Below are 17254 nucleotides of genomic sequence, written 5' to 3'. Positions count from 1 at the left end.
ACTTCAGGCAGCAAGCTTTGCCCGGATGTTTGGGTACGAGTAATGCGCGTCGATCTTTCCACCGTGTTGGGCGGTCATCTCATCAACGAAACGTTGCCAATATGGGCGAGTTGTCTCAAGTAGGTGTTGAGTCAACTTGAAGACCTCAAGCAACACATCCGGCGTACTCGATGCATACGAAATTTGGCTGTTCCCTAAAACGGCGTCGAGCGTCCGCTGGACATCTTCCGCGGCGAAATACGAGGCAAGCGGCACGACTAAAGCCTGGCCATGCACTTCCGCTGACCTGTAATTGCCCGCTGACGAATAGATTGCGATAGCCCTGCCTACGAATTCTCTTCGTGGCGTATCGGAGATCAGCTCAATCTGGCCTTCTTGTTCCAGTCCAGAGAACTTTGCCAATAAGAAGTCAGTCAAGTCTGGAACAGAAAAGGCATCGAAAGCCATGAACGACTTGAGTGTCGGCACATCGGCGTCCTCCAGAAGCTTAGTCACGCGCATGCGGGCCGGCTCCGATAGCCACCCCCAAATTCTGGGCTCAGCGCCCAAGTACACGCACAAATGCAGGAGGCTCTGATCGTCGACACCGTCAAAAAACGTAGCGACCATTGGACGCGCCACTTCTTCGAAAATGGCAGTCTTGGACGTAGCGACTTCGCTGAGTGTCCAGGCAAGTTGCCTACGCTTAGCAAAAAAGTCTTGCCCATCCGGAAGGAACAAGGCCTTGAGCAAGACTTTCACCAGGTTCGAGACCAACGCATCCTTAGACCGATTTAGATATTTGGCTGCCACGTAGGTGCCAATGCTATCGCGCGTGACTGGGTATGAAGGGCTGAGAATGTCGCCTCGTATTCGGTTCAACGCACTCTTACCCTGCAGCGGCGCGTGAATCAAAAGGCATTGCAGTGAATGAACAAGGTGAGAACGGACCAAGTCAGGTGCCGGCTGGAACAATTCGTCTTCGGTGATGAACGCTGGGTGCGCGCAAAGATTCCGATCGTCTTGTATTCGCTTGAGTACGTCAAACTCATGTTGAGTGACGAGCTGCAGCTCTGTACGTGCTGTGTTGAGCAAATCGCGTTCGATCGCCTGCATCTGGGAAACGCTCTTGTGCTCGATGGCTGCGTCGAGAACGCCTACAAAAGCTGCAGCAGCAGGGTCCCCCTGGGCTGCCAACTCGCGGGCTTTTGAGAAAGTGTCATGAACGACAGCAATCCAGATCGACATGATGGAGGAGCGTAATGCGCCGCCCCGGTATGCCGTAATGGCTTCGAGAATGAGGCGACGCGACTCTCGGTCGCGTACCGAAAGGGCAAGAACATCGATGTCAGTCACTCCGTGGGTTGTCATGGCCATTCGTCACTCCACCACGAACCGCAGCTTGCTAGCGTCCTTGCCCTTGCAGCGGTCATTCAGGAAGGCTTCGAACCGCTTGCGGAGGTCGTCCGGCGTCGCCGGTGAGCCGCCTTGCAGCAAGGCCTTCTTGATGTCGTCGCCGCTAACACCGATCTTTTCCAGCCCTGACAGGGCTTCCTGCACGGCGCTGACAAAGTCCGGGGTAACGGGGTCAGCCAACTTTTTCGATGCGACAAACGTCTTGATCAGCTCGCGAGCGGATGCCTTTAGCAGATCAAGGTTGGCCTGAATGATCGGGTCGTCCAGGTTATCGAGCAGCGTTTGCTGCCAGTCGTCGAGCAACCGGTCCAGTTCCTCATCCAGCTGCTTGAGGACATTGGCGGCCGGCAGGAAGTCTCCTTGCTCGTTGGCAGGCCGGAAGCTGCAGTGCGGGCAATAAGGGCTGGCAGAAAGCTCCGATTCCACCAAAGACGCGCAACTCTTTAGCTTGTCGAGCTTGTCGTCGAAGGTAGAGAGCTGGCTGGTCGGCATCAGGGAGATGCCGGCCAGGGCCCGCATCGCGACAAGACGGGAGTCTTTGCGTAAGGCGGACTTGGTCTTGTCCTCCGGCACGCCCAAGCGTGCCTTGCTGTGCTGAGCGATGTAGGCGCTGAGGTAGTCCTTCTTGAGCTGGGCCAGGGTCTGTCGGTATTCGGTGGCATGCCGTGCGTTGCGGTCCAGCGCCAGCTTGTCTAGGATCTCCTTGCGTACGCTTTGCGCCTGCTTGATCCAAGCGTGATCGTTGGACAGCACCATCTCTGCTTGTGACAGGTAGGCTGCCGTACTGCCCAACTCCGTCACGAGCTCCAGCAGTTTTTCTACAGCGGCCAGGACCTCGAGGTTCTTCTTCTGGGAGTCAATATCGTCGGAACCAATGCGCAGGTTCTTCAGCTTGCCGACCATGTTGTACGGCGTCAGACCCTCGGTGAAGGTCTTGAGTGCTTCAAGGCGGGTGCGCCAGTCACGGATTTCGTCGTCCGTGAGCAGAGGCTTGCCCCAGAAGGTTAGCTTGCCCTGCATGTCGGTGCCTGCCGCCAACACTCGACTGACCAGCTTAGAGGCGGCCTCGAGAAGCTGCTTGACGGGTTCTTCGGAGCCTTGTGTGGCCAGTTGCGCCAAGCCTGGTGAAAGGCCAAGCAGTTCGAACAACGACCGCAGAATGGAGACGTTGATCTCCTTCGGTGCTTCGACATGCTTGAACTGCTTGAGTTCTTCGAGGCCGCGCTCGGCCAACAGGGTAATCTTGCCGGAGTCGATCTTGTCGCCAGTGATCGCCAAGACGATATCGCCGGAGTAAACGAGGCCGCCCAGCACTACTACCAGCAGGTCAGGCTCCAACCGAAACTTAACGGGGTGGAAGTACTCCACGTCGATTTGTCCGTTCAGCAGCTCACTACGGTTGAGCACCTGACCATGTCCTTTGGCCTTGAGGCGACTCAATACTTCTTGCGAGTACCGTGAGCGGCCGGGATCGATGCGGTCGCCATCTAGCATCTCCAACGCGTCGAGCACGGCATTGGCGTCCTTGGTGCGGGTGCCACCGGCGAGCGCTTTCAGCGCATTCCCCACCAACTGCTTGCGGTTGGACTCGGTAACGAGCACCGGGAACGTCGGGTACTCAGGTGAGACTTCGGCAAACTGCTGATTGAGCGCCAGGCCAGAGACGACGTTGATGATGTCGCGGAAGTTGGCACGCTCATCAGATCCCAAGCGCAGCTTGTCGCGGATAGAGACGCCTTTGGCCCACTCCTGCAGGGGCTTGGATTTTCCCTGGTACGTGACCTCGAACGCGGCCATCTGCTTTTCCTGCAGCCACTTGCTCATGTCGCGCAGCGCGTCTTTGGCTTTGTCCAGGTAGACGGACTTTGCGCCGCCGCTGGCGGTGGAAGCAAGGTCCTGAGCAGCCGCATAGAAGGCGAGGTGGCGCTTGATGGCGTCGTCCAGGCCCTTTAGGCGGACGAACACCTCATCCGACTTGTTCTCGTCGCGAAAACGTGGCGGCTCGAAGGGCTGGACAAAATAGACATAGAAATCACGCTCTGGCTGGGCGGTTGGCCGATCGTTCGGGGCACCAAAGAACAGGTAGCCATTGCGGTCGACTCGACGGTCTTGCCACTCAATCTGGTATTGCCAGATCTGATGTCCGGTGACGTAAGTGCTTTCGTCGGTGCGTTCCATCAACTGCTTTATCGCGCCGTAATAGGCGCGGTCCAGTGCGTCGTCCGACAAGGCCTCGGCACGCTTTTCGATCTGCGCGTCGTAGTCCACGTCCTTCTTGAGGTCGAGGTAGTATTGCTCGGTGTCCGGAGCCTTGGAGATGAACTGGCCGTTGACCGTTTTGACAATCTCCCGCAGGGTGGTCTGGACAGCGGTGAGCAGATCGTCGGCCGGGTCACCGCCCATGTCTTCAATACCGGGCTGGTACAGGCACAGCGTGTCGCGCAGCTCGGCAGCGGTTGGCCCGACCGGTACGTAGATGTCTCCGCCCGTGGTGAGCCGATGTACCGACAGACCAGCGATCACGCGCAGCGCCATAGGCTTGTAAGCCGGACGAGTAAAGGCCTTCAGTACCCGCTCAGCCAGTACCTCAGATACCTTCAGAACAGGGCCGATGCTGGGGTCGGAGCGCAGCACAGAGTTGGACGTCACACTGTCCCAAAACTTGTCGTATCCAATGAGCCCTGGGCGATCGTTGGTAACCTCGTGGCTCAGGACGGCCTGGATCTGGTCACGCAGGGTGACCAGAGCGCCGCGCTTCTCAGTGAAGATCAGCCGCTCGAAGGTGCCAATGTACTCAGGATGAACGGGGAATAGCCGCACGTACTCGTCCATGCGCTCGTTCATCGAGCTGTAGAACTTGGCGAACTTTGTGAGGTAGATCCGAATCTTGTTTTGCTGGTCTGCAGTTTTCTTTAGCAGACGCTCGGCGACGACGAAACTGACATCTTGCCGAGCCAGCAACACTTGGGTGAAGCGGTCCTTAACGCGACGCAGACTGTCAGCGACATGCTGGAACCGGTTGCTGTCAAAGATGGCTTCCTGTACGCCGGCCACGAAACGGAAACGCAGGTGCTTGGTGACCTCACCGATCTCACGTAGGAACGACAGGTCCAGAACCAGGTCGTGATCCTTGCGGGATCGCAGATAGTCGAGAAACTCGTCGACCACCAAGAGAACGCCGTGGTTGGGGTGTACCTCGGCGAAAGCGGCCATCATCTCTTCGAACGCCGCCTTGTTGTTGACCACCTTGTCGGCGGCCGGAAACGAGTAGGTGACACCGTTCTCTTCAAGGAAGAGTTCAAGCTCTTGAGTGATGATGTCCCGCAGCGACATCTGGCTGGAGATCTCGATACGGTGGACCTTGAATTTGCCCGCGATTTTTTTCGCTGCTTCCGCAACTTTGGGATGGCGGATCATGGGTTGGTAGGCTGCGTCCTCAGCAACAAGGGACAGCACCGACATCATGTGCGATTTACCCGTGCCGTAGTTGCCGACCACCAGCACGCCCATGTGGTCCACAGACTCGTCGAAGGAGAGTTGCGGAATCATTAGCTTGGCGATTCGCTCGGCCATGTCATCCGACATGACGTAGGTCGCGACAAGCTTTTTAGCCTCGTCCGGACGATTGGCGTCGAGCAATTGGATGACCGACTCGATCGGTTCGAATTGAATGAGATCGCCGTAGCGCATGCCTTCCTCTCTCCCTATTACTGGATTTCAAAGGGGACCAAACCAGCAAGGCTGTAGTCCTGGTGTTCTGGATGCCCCAAGCCGGCGTATGTGAGCCGGCCGGCTCTTGAGTCGCCCTGCAACTCACCTGGCCAAACAGCCACGACGCATTTTGCGTGTGCGTGACGTTTCAACGATTCGAGTGGATCAAGCTGGAGCGATCGATCGAAAAGGAGCTCGATATTGTCTAGCAGCAGCAAATCACCAGTGGTATGGTGATCCACCAACTCACGCAGGATCGTTGTCGTCTGCAGGGGGCGGTTCCTTTGCGGCATGCCAGTTAAACGACCACCCAATTCAGCCCCTACATTTAACGGCTTGACGTCCCTTTTTGCTGCGAGGGCTTGCAGCAGTGCCGTCTTGCCAGAGTGGGGCGGCCCGATAAGCAGGATGAGCTTGCTGTGGAGTGCCCCAACTTCATCGACTAGACGCTCTAGCTTTTCGATCACGCACACCTCCTTCCATATGCTCCGTGGAGCATACGGTTTGCGATAGAGCATGTCCATGGATCTACTTTTGATTTGCGGACATGTTGCTTCATGAGAACTACAAGCGCCGTAATTGCAAGCGCTACGTTCGACATGCAGCCTCCCTCAAACTTGGAACCTCTGAGCTTTGATTTTTGCGATGGTGCGGAGTGGCATGCACGGGAACAGCTGGGAACCAGCCGAGCGAGCCTCCGGAAAGTTTTTCTTCTATGAAGACAAACTTGGTTAGGAACTGATGGGCATCCGAGCGCGCCCCCACCTAATAATCACTAAACATCAGCGCGCCCCACGCGGTCGCGCTGATGGGGCCAGCAGTTGACGAGAACCGCTTACATAGTGATTACATGAAAGCAAAAACGGACAAGGGGTTACAGCGTAGGATGCTGTAACCCCTTGATTTATTTGGTGCCGGCTGCAGGACTCGAACCCGCCACCTGATGATTACAAATCAACTGCTCTACCTGATGAGCTAAGCCGGCATGTTTGGTGCAGACCGCGATTCTACTGCATGCGGTGTGTCTTGGCGATGGCTTATTTGACCACTTTCAGGGAGGGCTTCTTGCCGCCGATGCGGGGGACGGGCGGCGGGTTCGGGTCGTCGTCCGAGCCGTCTGCGCCCTCTTCCGCCGTGACCGGTGCTGGCGTGTCGGCGTCTACCGGGGCCAGTTTGGGGGGCGGGTTGTTTTCGCGTTCGGTGGCGGCCTGGGTTTCGGGGACGCTGCGTTCCACCGGGAATGCCATGCCCTGGCCGTTTTCGCGCGCATAGATCGCCAGCACGTTTTCCACGGGCACGTCGATCTTGCGCGAAACGCCACCGAAGCGTGCGCTGAAGGTAATCCACTCGTTGCCCATGTCCAGGCCGCTGGTCGCGTCGAAGCTCACGTTCAGCACGATTTCGTTGTTCTTTACGAACTCGCGCGGCACGTTGGTGTTGCCGTCGACAAAGACTGCGATATACGGCGTGAAGCCGTTATCGGTACACCATTCGTAAATGGCGCGGATCAGGTAGGGCTTGGTGGAAGTTTCTGGCATTACGCTTGTGCGGTGGCGTCGGGTCCGTCTTAGCGACGCATGACCTTTTCAGACGGGGTCAGTGCTTCGATGTAGGCCGGGCGGCTGAAGATGCGTTCCGCGTACTTCAGCAGCGGCGCGGCGTTCTTCGACAGTTCGATACCGTAATGGTCCAGGCGCCACAGCAGCGGGGCGATGGCCACGTCGAGCATCGAGAACTCTTCGCCCAGCATGTACTTGTTCTTGACGAAGATCGGCGCAAGCTGCGTCAGGCGGTCGCGGATGGCGGCGCGGGCACGCTCGTGGTTCTTCTCGGCGGCCTTGCCCTTTTCGTTCTCCAGCACGTAGACGTGGGTGAACAGTTCCTTTTCGAAGTTGAACAGGAACAGGCGCGCGCGCGCACGCTGCACCGGGTCGGCCGGCATCAACTGCGGGTGCGGGAATCGCTCGTCGATGTACTCGTTGATGATGTTCGATTCGTACAGGATCAGGTCGCGCTCGACGAGGATCGGCACCTGGCCGTACGGGTTCATCACCGAAATGTCTTCCGGCTTGTTGAACAGGTCAACGTCGCGAATCTCGAAATCCATGCCCTTTTCGAACAGGACAAGGCGGCAACGTTGGGAAAACGGGCAAGTGGTACCCGAATACAACACCATCATGGTTGAATTCCTTGGGTGTGAAGTGCGCCAAATCTATGGAAATTTGACGAACTTGGCGGTGCTAACTCTGGACAGGGCAAACATTCTGTCAGAACGGCCCATTGAAAAGCAAATTAGTTACAAATAGCCGATCGGGCCAGCAGGTGTCTTTTGCGACGCTTTCGACCCGGATAGCGCAAAAGAAAGGGCCGGCGCGGTGCTGCACTGCTGCAACTTCCGCGCCGGCCCTTTGGGTGGCGAGTCCTGCGTTGTTACATATTCCGTTACAACTGCCGGCCCTCGCGCGCGGCGGGCTTACTTCACGTCTTTCCAGTACGCGGCGTTCAGGCGCCAGGCGAACACGGTGAGCACGCCCAGGAACAGCAGCACCCAGACCCCCAGGCGCTTGCGGTGGCTCTGGGCCGGCTCGGCCATCCAGTTCAGGTAGTTCACCAGATCGGCCACGGCTTGGTCGTATTCCTGCGTGCTCATCTTGCCCGGCGTGATCTGCTCCCATCCGGCCAGCTTGTGCACCTTTTCGCCGTGTTCTTCCACCTCGGTGTACTTGGGCGCGCGCTGACCCTGCAGTTCCCACAGCACGTGCGGCATGCCCACGCTCGGGAAGACCAGGTTGTTCCAGCCCGTGGCGCGCGCGTCGTCGCGGTAGAAGGTGCGCAGGTACGTGTAGAGCCAGTCGTTGCCGCGGGCACGGGCGATGACCGACAGGTCCGGCGGAATGGCGCCGAAGAAGGCCTTGGCATCCTTCGGCGGCATGGCGATCGTCATCGTTTCGCCAACCTTGTCGGCCGAGAACAGCAGGTTCTGGCGGATCTGATCGTCCGTCAGGTCCAGGTCCTTGAGCCGGTTGTAGCGCATCATTGACGCGCCGTGGCAGTTCAGGCAGTAGTTGACGAACAGCTTGGCGCCACGCTGCAGCGACGACACGTCGCTCGTGTCCAGCGGAGCCGGTTCCAGCGGATAACCGCCTTCTGAGGCCATCGCGGGCAGCGCGGCAAGGCATGCGCCGACCAGTGCGAAGATCGAAAGCAACTTTTTCATCTTGTGTCCTTGTCCTCTTGTAGGGTCGCGCAGCGTCTTAGTGCGGATGGAACGTGACGCGCTCCGGCACCGGCTTGAACGTGCCGGCACGGCTCCACAGCGGCATGGTCAGGAAGAAGGCGAAGTACAGCAGCGTACCGAGCTGCGACACCTTCTCGCCCACCGGCGACGGCGGTTGCACGCCGAGGTAGCCGAGGACCAGGAACACCACCACGAAGACGATCAGGATCGACTTGTGGAAAGCGGGACGATAGCGGATGGACTTGACCGGCGAGCAGTCGAGCCACGGCATGAAGAACAGCACGATGACCGAGCCGCCCATCACCAGCACGCCCCAGAACTTGGCGTCGATGAAATAGAAGCCGACGGCCAGCACCACCAGCACCGCGATCGACCCGATGCGGATGCGTGCGTCCTTCGTGCGCAGGAACACCATGCCCAGTACGACCGCGAAGAACAGCCACAGGATCGGCAGGAAGTTCGACGTCGTGGCGCGCAGCATCGAGTAGAACGGCGTGAAGTACCACACCGGCGCGATGTGCGGCGGCGTCTTCAGCGGATCGGCCGGGAAGAAGTTGTTGGCTTCCAGGAAGTAGCCGCCAACTTCCGGGAAGAAGAAGATCACGGCCGAGAAAATGATCAGGAAGCCGGTCACGCCCAGCAGGTCATGCACCGAGTAGTACGGGTGGAACGGGATACCATCCAGCGGGATGCCGTTCTCGTCCTTCTTCGCCTTGATCTCCACGCCGTCCGGGTTGTTCGAACCCACTTCGTGCAGCGCGATGATGTGCGCCACCACCAGGCCCAGCAGCACCAGCGGCACGGCAATGACGTGGAACGAGAAGAAGCGGTTCAGCGTGGCATCGCTCACCACGTAGTCGCCGCGGATGAACAGCGACAGGTCCTGGCCGATCACCGGGATCGCCGAGAACAGGTTCACGATCACCTGCGCGCCCCAGTACGACATCTGGCCCCACGGCAGCAGGTAGCCCATGAATGCTTCGGCCATCAGGCACAGGAAGATCAGGCAGCCGAAGATCCAGACCAGCTCGCGCGGCTTGCGGTACGAGCCGTACAGCAGCCCGCGGAACATGTGCAGGTACACCACGACGAAGAACGCCGACGCGCCGGTGGAATGCATGTAGCGCACCAGCCAGCCCCACGGGACCTCGCGCATGATGAATTCCACGCTGGCGAACGCCACAGGAATGCCGGCCGCGTTGAGCGTGCCGTCCGGCTTGTAGTTCATCACCAGGAAGATGCCGGTGACGATCTGGATGACCAGCACCAGCAGCGCCAGCGATCCGAAGAAGTACCAGAAGTTGAAGTTCTTCGGTGCGTAATACTTGGAGAGGTGGTCTTCCCAAAGCTGCGTCGCGGGGAAACGGGCGTCGATCCAGCCCAGCAGCCCGGTAGTCTTGACTTCTTTTTCGGCCGCCATGATCACGCTTCTCCTTTCTCGTCCTTGCCGATCACGATCTTGGTATCGGACAGGAACTGGTACGGGGGTACGTCAAGATTCTGCGGGGCAGGCTTGTTCTTGAACACGCGGCCTGCCAGATCGAAGGTGGAACCGTGGCACGGGCACAGGAAGCCGGGGTCCGCGCCAAGCTGCGGGTTGGCGCCCGAGGCAAACGGGCCCGAGGGAGAACAGCCAAGATGGGAGCAGATGCCGACCACGACCAGCAGGTCCTTGTGTTCGGCGCGCGAACGGGTCTCGTTCTTGCAATAGTCCGGCGTCTTCATGGTGAAGGGAACGTCCGAACCGGGGTCCGCTACCTCTGCGTCGGTCTTCTTGAGCGAGGCAAGCATTTCGGGGGTACGGCGCAGGATCCAGACCGGTTTGCCGCGCCATTCAACCGTCATCATCTCGCCCGGCTTCAGGCCGCCCACGTCGGCTTCGACGGGCGCCCCGGCGGCCTTGGCCTTTTCCGAGGGTGCAAAGGTGCTGACGAACGGTACTGCTACTGCAACGCCTCCTACGCCGCCCGCGACTGAAGTCGCGATCAACCAATTGCGGCGACCTTTGTCTACGTTCTTCACGTCTTGCTGGTCACTCATTCCAAACCCCAGGGGATGTCATCAATTGAATCCTGCGTCAACAAAAAATTATACCTGAGGCACATCTGGCGACGATAGGCGAACTACTGATAGCCGTGGCGCCGATAATCGTTCATGGGATCGGATGTGGAATCGCAGCGGAAAGCGTTCTAATGCGGCATCCAGACTTGCACTCGAGGTTGCGATGATGCAGGCTTTGTCAAATACAAACGTTAATCTGGAACAACAAATTGGAGAAAAACCGATGGGAATGATGAGCGAGTTCCGAACTTTCGCGATGCGCGGCAACGTGATCGACCTGGCTGTGGGTGTGATCATCGGCGCTGCGTTCGGGAAGATCGTCGATTCTGTTGTCAACGACCTGATCATGCCGCTGGTGGGCCGCGTCGTGGGTAAGCTCGATTTTTCCAACATGTTCGTCATGCTGGCCGAGCCGCCGCCGGGTGTGCCGCACACCCTCGATGCCTTGAAGAAGGCCGGCGTGCCGGTGTTCGCCTACGGCAATTTCCTGACCATTGTGGTCAACTTTGTCATCCTCGCGTTCATCATCTTCCTGATGGTCCGGGCGTTCAACAAGATGCGCGAGAAGGAGCAGGAAGCGCCGAAGCCGGCCGAAACGCCCGAGGACATCCAGCTGCTGCGCGAAATTCGCGACAGCCTGAAGGCCCCGCGCGCCTGATCGCCCGATCTGGCTGGCTGAAAGTTCCGGGCCCGGCTGCTCAGACCGGGTTCGGAATATCGATGAAGGTGTGGCGCAGGTCGAAACGTTGCGCCAGATGTTCGCCCACGGCCCGGATGCCATACCGCTCCGTGGCGTGGTGGCCGGCCGCGATATAGGCTACCCCGCTCTCCTGCGCCAGATGCGTGGTGGGCTCCGACACTTCCCCGCTCAGGTAAACATCCACGCCCGCCGCGACGGCGGCCGCGAAATATCCCTGCGCGCCGCCGGTGCACCAGCCCACGCTGCGAACCATCTGATCCGGATCGCCAAGGGTGAGCGGTTCGCGGTCGAGCACGCCGCCCACGTGGGCGGCGAAGGCGTGCAGCGGCATCGGCTGCGGCAATGTGCCCGTCCAGCCCAGTTGGTCGTCGCTGAAACGACCGTTCGGTGCGATGCCCAGCTGCAGGCCCAGTTGCGCGTTGTTGCCCAGTTCCGGGTGATTATCCAGCGGCAGGTGGAAGGCCATCAGGTTGATGTCGGCCGCCAGGAGTTTCTTCAGTCTTGCGTGTTTTTGACCGATGACACGTGCATCTTCGTTCTTCCAGAAGTAACCGTGATGCACCAGGATGGCGTCGGCGCCGGCCTCGATGGCCGCGTCGATCAGCGCCAGGCTGGCGGTGACGCCCGTCACGATGTGGGTGACTTCGGGGCGACCTTGCACTTGGAGCCCATTCGGGCAATAGTCCTTGAAGCGGGAAACTTCCAGCAGGTCGTTCAAGTACAATTCCAGCTCTTTGGTTTTCATTTTCTGGTCAAAACTCCGATATGTTGCGCCGATTCTGGCTGTTCTTTGCTCAGGCCGTCACGGTCGTGCTGGCCGTGTGGTTTGTGATAGCCACGCTCAAACCCGAATGGCTGCAACGCGGGCGGGTGGCCGTGCAGTCGGGGTCGCCTATCGTGGCACTGAAGGAAGTCGTGCCCAGCGTGGCCGGCTCTGCAGCCCAGGGTTCCTATAGCGATGCCGCCAAGGAAGCCATGCCTGCGGTGGTCAACATCTTCACCAGCAAGAACGGCACGAAACGGTCGCCCAATCCGCAAGCGGAGGATCCGTGGTTCCGGTTCTTCTTTGGCGATCGGCTGCCGGAGCGCCAGGAGCCGGTGTCCAGCCTGGGTTCGGGCGTGATCGTCAGCGCCGAGGGTTACATTCTAACCAACCACCATGTGGTGGATGGCGCCGATGAAATCGAGGTGGCGCTGACCGACGGCCGCAAGGCCAACGCCAAGGTCGTGGGTTCCGATCCCGAGACCGATCTGGCCGTCCTGAAGATCACGCTCAAGGATCTGCCTGCGATCACGCTGGGCCGCATCGAGAACGTGAAGGTGGGCGATGTGGTGCTGGCCATCGGCAATCCGTTCGGCGTGGGCCAGACGGTGACGATGGGTATCGTCTCGGCGCTGGGACGCAGCCACCTGGGCATCAATACCTTCGAAAACTTCATCCAGACCGACGCAGCCATCAACCCGGGCAACTCGGGCGGCGCATTGGTGGATGCGCAGGGCAACCTGCTGGGTATCAACACCGCGATCTATTCACGCTCCGGCGGCTCGCTGGGTATCGGTTTTGCCATTCCCGTATCGACGGCCAAGCAGGTGATGGAATCGATCATCTCGACGGGCAGCGTGACGCGCGGCTGGATCGGCGTGGAGCCCCAGGACCTGACCCCGGAGATCGCCGAATCGTTCGGCCTGGATGCGAAGGAAGGCGCGCTGATCGCCGCAGTGGTCCAGGGCGGGCCAGCCGACAAGGCCGGCGTGAAGCCTGGCGACGTACTGGTATCGGTCGACAACCAGGTGATTTCGGATACGACTGCACTGCTCAATGCCATCGCGCAGCTCAAGCCGGGTGCCGAAGTCAAGATGAAGGTCATTCGCCGTGGCAAGCCGGCCGACATCGCGGTGATGATCGGCAAGCGCCCGCCACCGCCGCGCCGCGCCATGCCGCTGGACGAGGAAGAATGACGTTTAGCAGGCAGTTTCGTAGCCGCCCTACGGCTCGCTGACGATCTGCCGGACCCTTAGCGTTACGGCTTCAAAGCAAAAGCCCCCGCCAGTGATGGCCGGGGCTTTTTGTATTCCGGCAGGTGTCCAGCGTGGATGAACCGGCCTACGATCGAAGTGGGCCGCGAGCCGACCAGGCGTGCCGACTGTCGCGGCGATCGATCTCCCCTCGTGCCAGGTGTGCTGCCACAAGGGCGCAGGACAGGAACGCTACACGAGATCGAATTGCGCGCCGACCATTCCTACCGCCTTGATACTGTACAGAGGCCCTCCGGAATGATCACCCGGGGCGACCGCGAGCGCGCAGGTTGTCGATGGGGGCCGCCACTGCGTCACGATATGGGCCCACTCCGCATTTCGCCTCGCCTGCCAGCGCACCAATACGGGCGCCGTGAACCGTGACGCGCAGACCTGTTCGCCCCGCCAAAAACAAAACGCCGGCATCCTTTCGGATACCGGCGTTTTGATCAAGCCGAATCTGAAGCGGGCTTACACCCGCATCAAATTAGAACTTGTGGCGAACACCAACCACAGCGCCGAACTGGTTGTACGAACCTTGGGTCGTACCGAAGCCAGTGCTGTTGATCGAGCTCGGGCCGATCGACGAAACGCCCAGGGTCGAGCCGTCCTTGTTCTTGGCGTACGACACGTTGAAGTACGCGTCGGTGCGCTTCGAGAAGGCGTAGTCCGTCGACACCACGAACGACCACGGATCAGCCTTGGTGTTGCGGAAGTCTTGGTAGTAAGCGGCGCCCGTCAGCGACAGAGCCGGCGTCAGCTGGTAGCCAGCACCCAGCCAGTACAGGTTCGACACGTTCACAGCCGAACCACCAGCGGTGGAGCCACCGGCCGGGATCGAACCCGGCAGAATTGCGCCTTGCAGGGCGTGAGCGTAGCGGTAGCCACCGAAGATCTTGGCCGGACCGAAGGCGTACGTACCTGCGACCGAAGCGCGCTGAACCTTGGCGCTGGCGGTGTTCACACCTGCCACAGCCGGGTTGCCCAGGTTGGTTTCGTCGAAGACTGCACCGATCGAGAACGGGCCGCCGTTGTAAATCAGGCTGGCGCTGTACTCACGGCCGGTCTTGTACGAACCCGGGACTTCACCCGAAATACCTTGGTAGGCGCTCGCCGTAGCCGTGCCACCAGGCATGTTCGCGCCGGTGCTGTACAGCAGCGAGGCGGTCAGACCACCGAACGTGCCGGTGTACTTGATCGAGTTGTCAGCGCGGCTGGCGAAAGCCGAGTCTTGAGCGGTGATCGAGTAGTTCGACGAAATGGCCATCGGATCGAAGGCCAGACCGAAGTCATAGAACGGCGTCTGATGACGACCCAGGCTCAGCGTGCCGTACTGGCTTTGCAGACCCACGAAAGCTTGACGACCGAACAGACGGCCACTTTGGCCCGACGTGCCGGTGTCAAGGTTGAAACCGCTTTCCAGCACGAAGACGCCCTTCAGGCCACCGCCCAGGTCTTCCACGCCGCGCAGGCCCCAACGGCTGCCGGACATGTTGCCCGAGGTCAGGCGCACGACGTCGTGGCTGCCGGTCACGCCCGGCTGGTGGTTAGCGTACTCAACGCCAGCGTCAACCACACCGTACAGGGTCACGCTCGACTGGGCATAGGCACCGCCGGCGGCCAGAGCGGCAACGGCAGCTGCAAACAGTTTCATCTTCATATCGACACTTTCCTTGTCAACTGATTGGGAAATCTTGGTTGCCCAAGTGCTTGGGCGACGCATTAACCTTCACGTCTGCGTCGTATTATGTGTCACCCCCCTAGCGCGTCAGAAGTCTTTTTCGCCGTAAACACGGTTTACCGACGCTTCTTGTTGTGACGAAGCAACAGCAAACACGGGGGATTTCACCAATTTGGTGCAAAACGCAGCAATCAGACTACCGGGATACAGCCCGTTAACAACTGTCCCGGAACTCAGTCTGGCTGGGTTTCGCCCTCGGCAGGGGTACCAAGTGGCTGCTTTGTCACAAAACGGGCCATCAAGAGGCCCAGCTCGTACAGGGCCACTAGCGGAACGGCCAGCAACAGTTGTGACATCACATCAGGCGGCGTGACCACGGCGGCGATGATGAATGCGCCAACAATCACGTACGGACGGATCTGCTTGAGTTTTTCCAGTTCCACCACGCCGAATTTCACCAGCACGATCACCACCACCGGCACTTCGAACGTAATACCGAATGCCAGGAAGGTCGTCATGGCAAAGCTCAGGTACTTGTCGATGTCGGTCGACATCTCGGCCCCGAGCGGCGCGTTGTAGTGCGCCATGAAGTGGAACACCGTCGGGAACACCAGAAAGTATGCGAAGGCCACGCCGCACAGGAACAGCACGTAGCTGCTGCTCACCAGCGGCAGGATCAGCTTCTTCTCATGCTGGTACAGTCCCGGCGCGACAAAGCGCCAGATCTGGTAGAGCACCCATGGCAGCGCGATCAGGAACGACACCAGCATCGTCACCTTCATCGGCACGAAAAACGAACCGGTCACATCGGTCACGATCATGCGGCCGTTCTTGGGCAGCGATTGCGTCAGCGGCGCCGAAAACAGGTTGAAGATTTCCGCCGCCCAGTAGACCAGGCCAAGAAAGACGATGATGACCCCCGCCACCGCCTTCACCAGCCGCTCGCGCAGCTCGATCAGGTGGGAAATGAAGGTCTCTTGCTGGGACTCGTCGTTGGGATCGTGGGAGTCGTTGGGGTCTTGGGTGCCCGCCATGCTTACTCGAAGAAGGAACGGTTACGGCCGCTGGCCGGGCGATGACGCTTGACGCGGGCCGCGCCGGACTGCACCCACACGCGCACGTTCTGCTGGCGCTTGAACCAGATCGGCCGCGCGCCCTGCTTGACGCGCCAGCTCTTGCGGCCGTTATGGGATTTGTGCGCGCTGTCCCAGCTGGGCACATAGCCGGCGCTGACGCCGCTGGCGTCGGATCCGCCCGTGCCGGAAGCCTCCACACCGCCCAGTGCCTCGTTCAGCGCCTGGGTGTGTTCGTTGACTTCCTTATGGATGGTCTGCTCGACGTCGCGCGCGGCGTTCTCGAATTCCGTGCGCATCTTGCGCAGTTCCTCGAGTTCGACCTCGCGGCTGACCTCGGCCTTGACGTCATTGATATAGCGTTGTGCGCGACCGACCAGGGCGCCGACCGTGCGCGCCACCTTTGGCAGACGCTCGGGGCCGATCACGATCAGCGCCACGGCGCCGATCAGTGCCAGCTTGGAAATGCCGAGATCGATCATGCGAAAACCGGAACTGAGACACAGGATTGGCGGGCCGCGCCGTGCGCGGCCGCCGGGAGGATGGCTGACAAGAAAAAACGGCCGGCGGATTATTCCTGGCGCTGCTTTTCCTTGGCTTCCACGTCGATCGTGGTGGCGTCGCGCAGTTCCTTGGCCGCGGCGGGCTTGGCGCCAGGTTCCTCGGCGTTGCCGTCCTTCATGCCATCCTTGAAGCCCTTCACCGCGCCACCCAGGTCCTGGCCGATATTGCGCAGCTTCTTGGTACCGAAGACGAGCATGACGATCACCAGCACGATCAGCCAGTGCCAAATGCTAAACGAACCCATTTCTTGCTCCTGATAAAGCCGCGGGCGTCGGAATATGATCGCCCGGCCCCGTAGTTCCGTCCTTCAAAGGCCGCGTCGGGGCGACGGTACCCGACGCAACATCTGGCCGGAACATCGCTGTCCCAGCCCCTTTCTCATGCCAGGCTTCCCGAACCTGCGTTCAGAACGCCGGTGACTTCCACTGGTCGCGCGGGCCGCCGAGTACGTGCAGGTGGAGATGGAACACCTCCTGTCCGCCGTCCGTGCCGGTGTTGATAACCGTACGGAAGCCGTTGTCGCAGCCGGCAAGGCGTGCCAGTTCGGGCACCTTGAGCATTATTCTAGCAAGCACATCCGCATCGCCGGACCCGCAGTCAGCCAGCGAATCGACATGCGATTTCGGAATGACCAGGAAGTGTACCGGCGCCTTGGGATGGATATCGTGAAACGCCAGCAGATCGTCGTCCTCGTACAGCTTGCTGGACGGGATCTGACCGGCCACGATCTTGCAGAAAATGCAATTGTCCTGGGATTTCATGAAGTTCTTGTTGCAGCTTGTCAGCACACTGCACCAAATTGTGCCGTCCTGCTG

General features: G+C 59.8%; 16 protein-coding genes and 1 tRNA gene. 2 read left to right on the top strand and 15 right to left on the bottom strand.

Annotated features, from left to right (window positions below):
* Positions 1-3: 3 nt before the first annotated feature.
* The 9 genes from AC24R4_RS18475 to petA form a co-directional block, all read right to left on the bottom strand.
* A complete protein-coding gene (locus tag AC24R4_RS18475; protein ID WP_487523452.1) occupies positions 4-1356 on the bottom strand; it encodes a hypothetical protein in 1353 nt (450 codons plus the stop codon).
* A gap of 3 nt (positions 1357-1359) precedes the next feature.
* Positions 1360-5085, bottom strand: a complete 3726-nt coding sequence (locus AC24R4_RS18470) for a DUF6079 family protein (RefSeq protein WP_487523451.1) — start codon at positions 5083-5085, stop codon at positions 1360-1362.
* 17 nt (positions 5086-5102) lie between these two features.
* Positions 5103-5630 carry a BREX-3 system P-loop-containing protein BrxF gene (gene brxF / locus AC24R4_RS18465; protein WP_487523450.1) on the bottom strand — a complete coding sequence of 176 codons (528 nt, stop codon included), beginning with the start codon at positions 5628-5630 and terminating at the stop codon, positions 5103-5105.
* A gap of 385 nt (positions 5631-6015) precedes the next feature.
* A tRNA-Thr gene (locus AC24R4_RS18460) sits at positions 6016-6091 on the bottom strand.
* 52 nt (positions 6092-6143) lie between these two features.
* Positions 6144-6644, bottom strand: a complete 501-nt coding sequence (locus AC24R4_RS18455) for a ClpXP protease specificity-enhancing factor (RefSeq protein ID WP_092602079.1) — start codon at positions 6642-6644, stop codon at positions 6144-6146.
* Positions 6645-6673: 29 nt separating this feature from the next.
* Positions 6674-7285, bottom strand: coding sequence for a glutathione S-transferase N-terminal domain-containing protein (locus AC24R4_RS18450; RefSeq protein WP_008643086.1), 612 nt, complete (start codon positions 7283-7285; stop codon positions 6674-6676).
* Positions 7286-7579: 294 nt separating this feature from the next.
* Positions 7580-8323: a cytochrome c1 gene (locus AC24R4_RS18445; RefSeq protein WP_400394392.1), complete on the bottom strand. Its 744-nt coding sequence runs from the start codon at positions 8321-8323 to the stop codon at positions 7580-7582.
* A gap of 37 nt (positions 8324-8360) precedes the next feature.
* The gene (locus AC24R4_RS18440; RefSeq protein ID WP_092602083.1) at positions 8361-9764 is read right to left on the bottom strand and encodes a cytochrome b; all 1404 of its coding nucleotides are present in this window, start codon (positions 9762-9764) and stop codon (positions 8361-8363) included.
* Between the two features lie 2 nt (positions 9765-9766).
* A complete protein-coding gene (gene petA / locus AC24R4_RS18435; protein WP_092602085.1) occupies positions 9767-10384 on the bottom strand; it encodes a ubiquinol-cytochrome c reductase iron-sulfur subunit in 618 nt (205 codons plus the stop codon).
* Between the two features lie 244 nt (positions 10385-10628).
* On the opposite strand from petA, the gene mscL reads away from it, so the two are divergent.
* Positions 10629-11063, top strand: coding sequence for a large conductance mechanosensitive channel protein MscL (gene mscL / locus AC24R4_RS18430; protein ID WP_400394397.1), 435 nt, complete (start codon positions 10629-10631; stop codon positions 11061-11063).
* A gap of 40 nt (positions 11064-11103) precedes the next feature.
* Here the strand turns inward: mscL and AC24R4_RS18425 are convergent, their stop codons facing one another.
* Positions 11104-11850, bottom strand: coding sequence for a Nif3-like dinuclear metal center hexameric protein (locus AC24R4_RS18425; RefSeq protein WP_400394395.1), 747 nt, complete (start codon positions 11848-11850; stop codon positions 11104-11106).
* A gap of 20 nt (positions 11851-11870) precedes the next feature.
* Between AC24R4_RS18425 and AC24R4_RS18420 the strand changes: the two genes are divergently transcribed.
* Positions 11871-13064 (top strand): Do family serine endopeptidase, encoded by a 1194-nt coding sequence (locus AC24R4_RS18420; RefSeq protein ID WP_153949130.1) that lies wholly within the window; start codon positions 11871-11873, stop codon positions 13062-13064.
* A gap of 544 nt (positions 13065-13608) precedes the next feature.
* Here the strand turns inward: AC24R4_RS18420 and AC24R4_RS18415 are convergent.
* The 5 genes from AC24R4_RS18415 to AC24R4_RS18395 all read right to left on the bottom strand — a co-directional run bounded on the left by AC24R4_RS18415 (position 13609) and on the right by AC24R4_RS18395 (position 17200).
* Positions 13609-14781, bottom strand: a complete 1173-nt coding sequence (locus AC24R4_RS18415) for a porin (protein WP_400391822.1) — start codon at positions 14779-14781, stop codon at positions 13609-13611.
* A 254-nt stretch (positions 14782-15035) separates the two neighbouring features.
* Positions 15036-15836 carry a twin-arginine translocase subunit TatC gene (gene tatC / locus AC24R4_RS18410; RefSeq protein ID WP_400391820.1) on the bottom strand — a complete coding sequence of 267 codons (801 nt, stop codon included), beginning with the start codon at positions 15834-15836 and terminating at the stop codon, positions 15036-15038.
* Positions 15837-15838: 2 nt separating this feature from the next.
* Positions 15839-16357 (bottom strand): Sec-independent protein translocase protein TatB, encoded by a 519-nt coding sequence (tatB, locus tag AC24R4_RS18405; RefSeq protein WP_400391817.1) that lies wholly within the window; start codon positions 16355-16357, stop codon positions 15839-15841.
* 89 nt (positions 16358-16446) lie between these two features.
* Positions 16447-16683, bottom strand: coding sequence for a Sec-independent protein translocase subunit TatA (gene tatA / locus AC24R4_RS18400; RefSeq protein WP_153949126.1), 237 nt, complete (start codon positions 16681-16683; stop codon positions 16447-16449).
* Between the two features lie 160 nt (positions 16684-16843).
* Positions 16844-17200 (bottom strand): histidine triad nucleotide-binding protein, encoded by a 357-nt coding sequence (locus tag AC24R4_RS18395; RefSeq protein WP_400391814.1) that lies wholly within the window; start codon positions 17198-17200, stop codon positions 16844-16846.
* Positions 17201-17254 lie beyond the last annotated feature (54 nt).

Source organism: Cupriavidus sp. CER-90, from assembly GCF_057652055.1.
The sequence above is the reverse complement of the archived record's forward strand: the minus strand, read 5'-3'. Positions and strand labels throughout refer to the sequence as shown.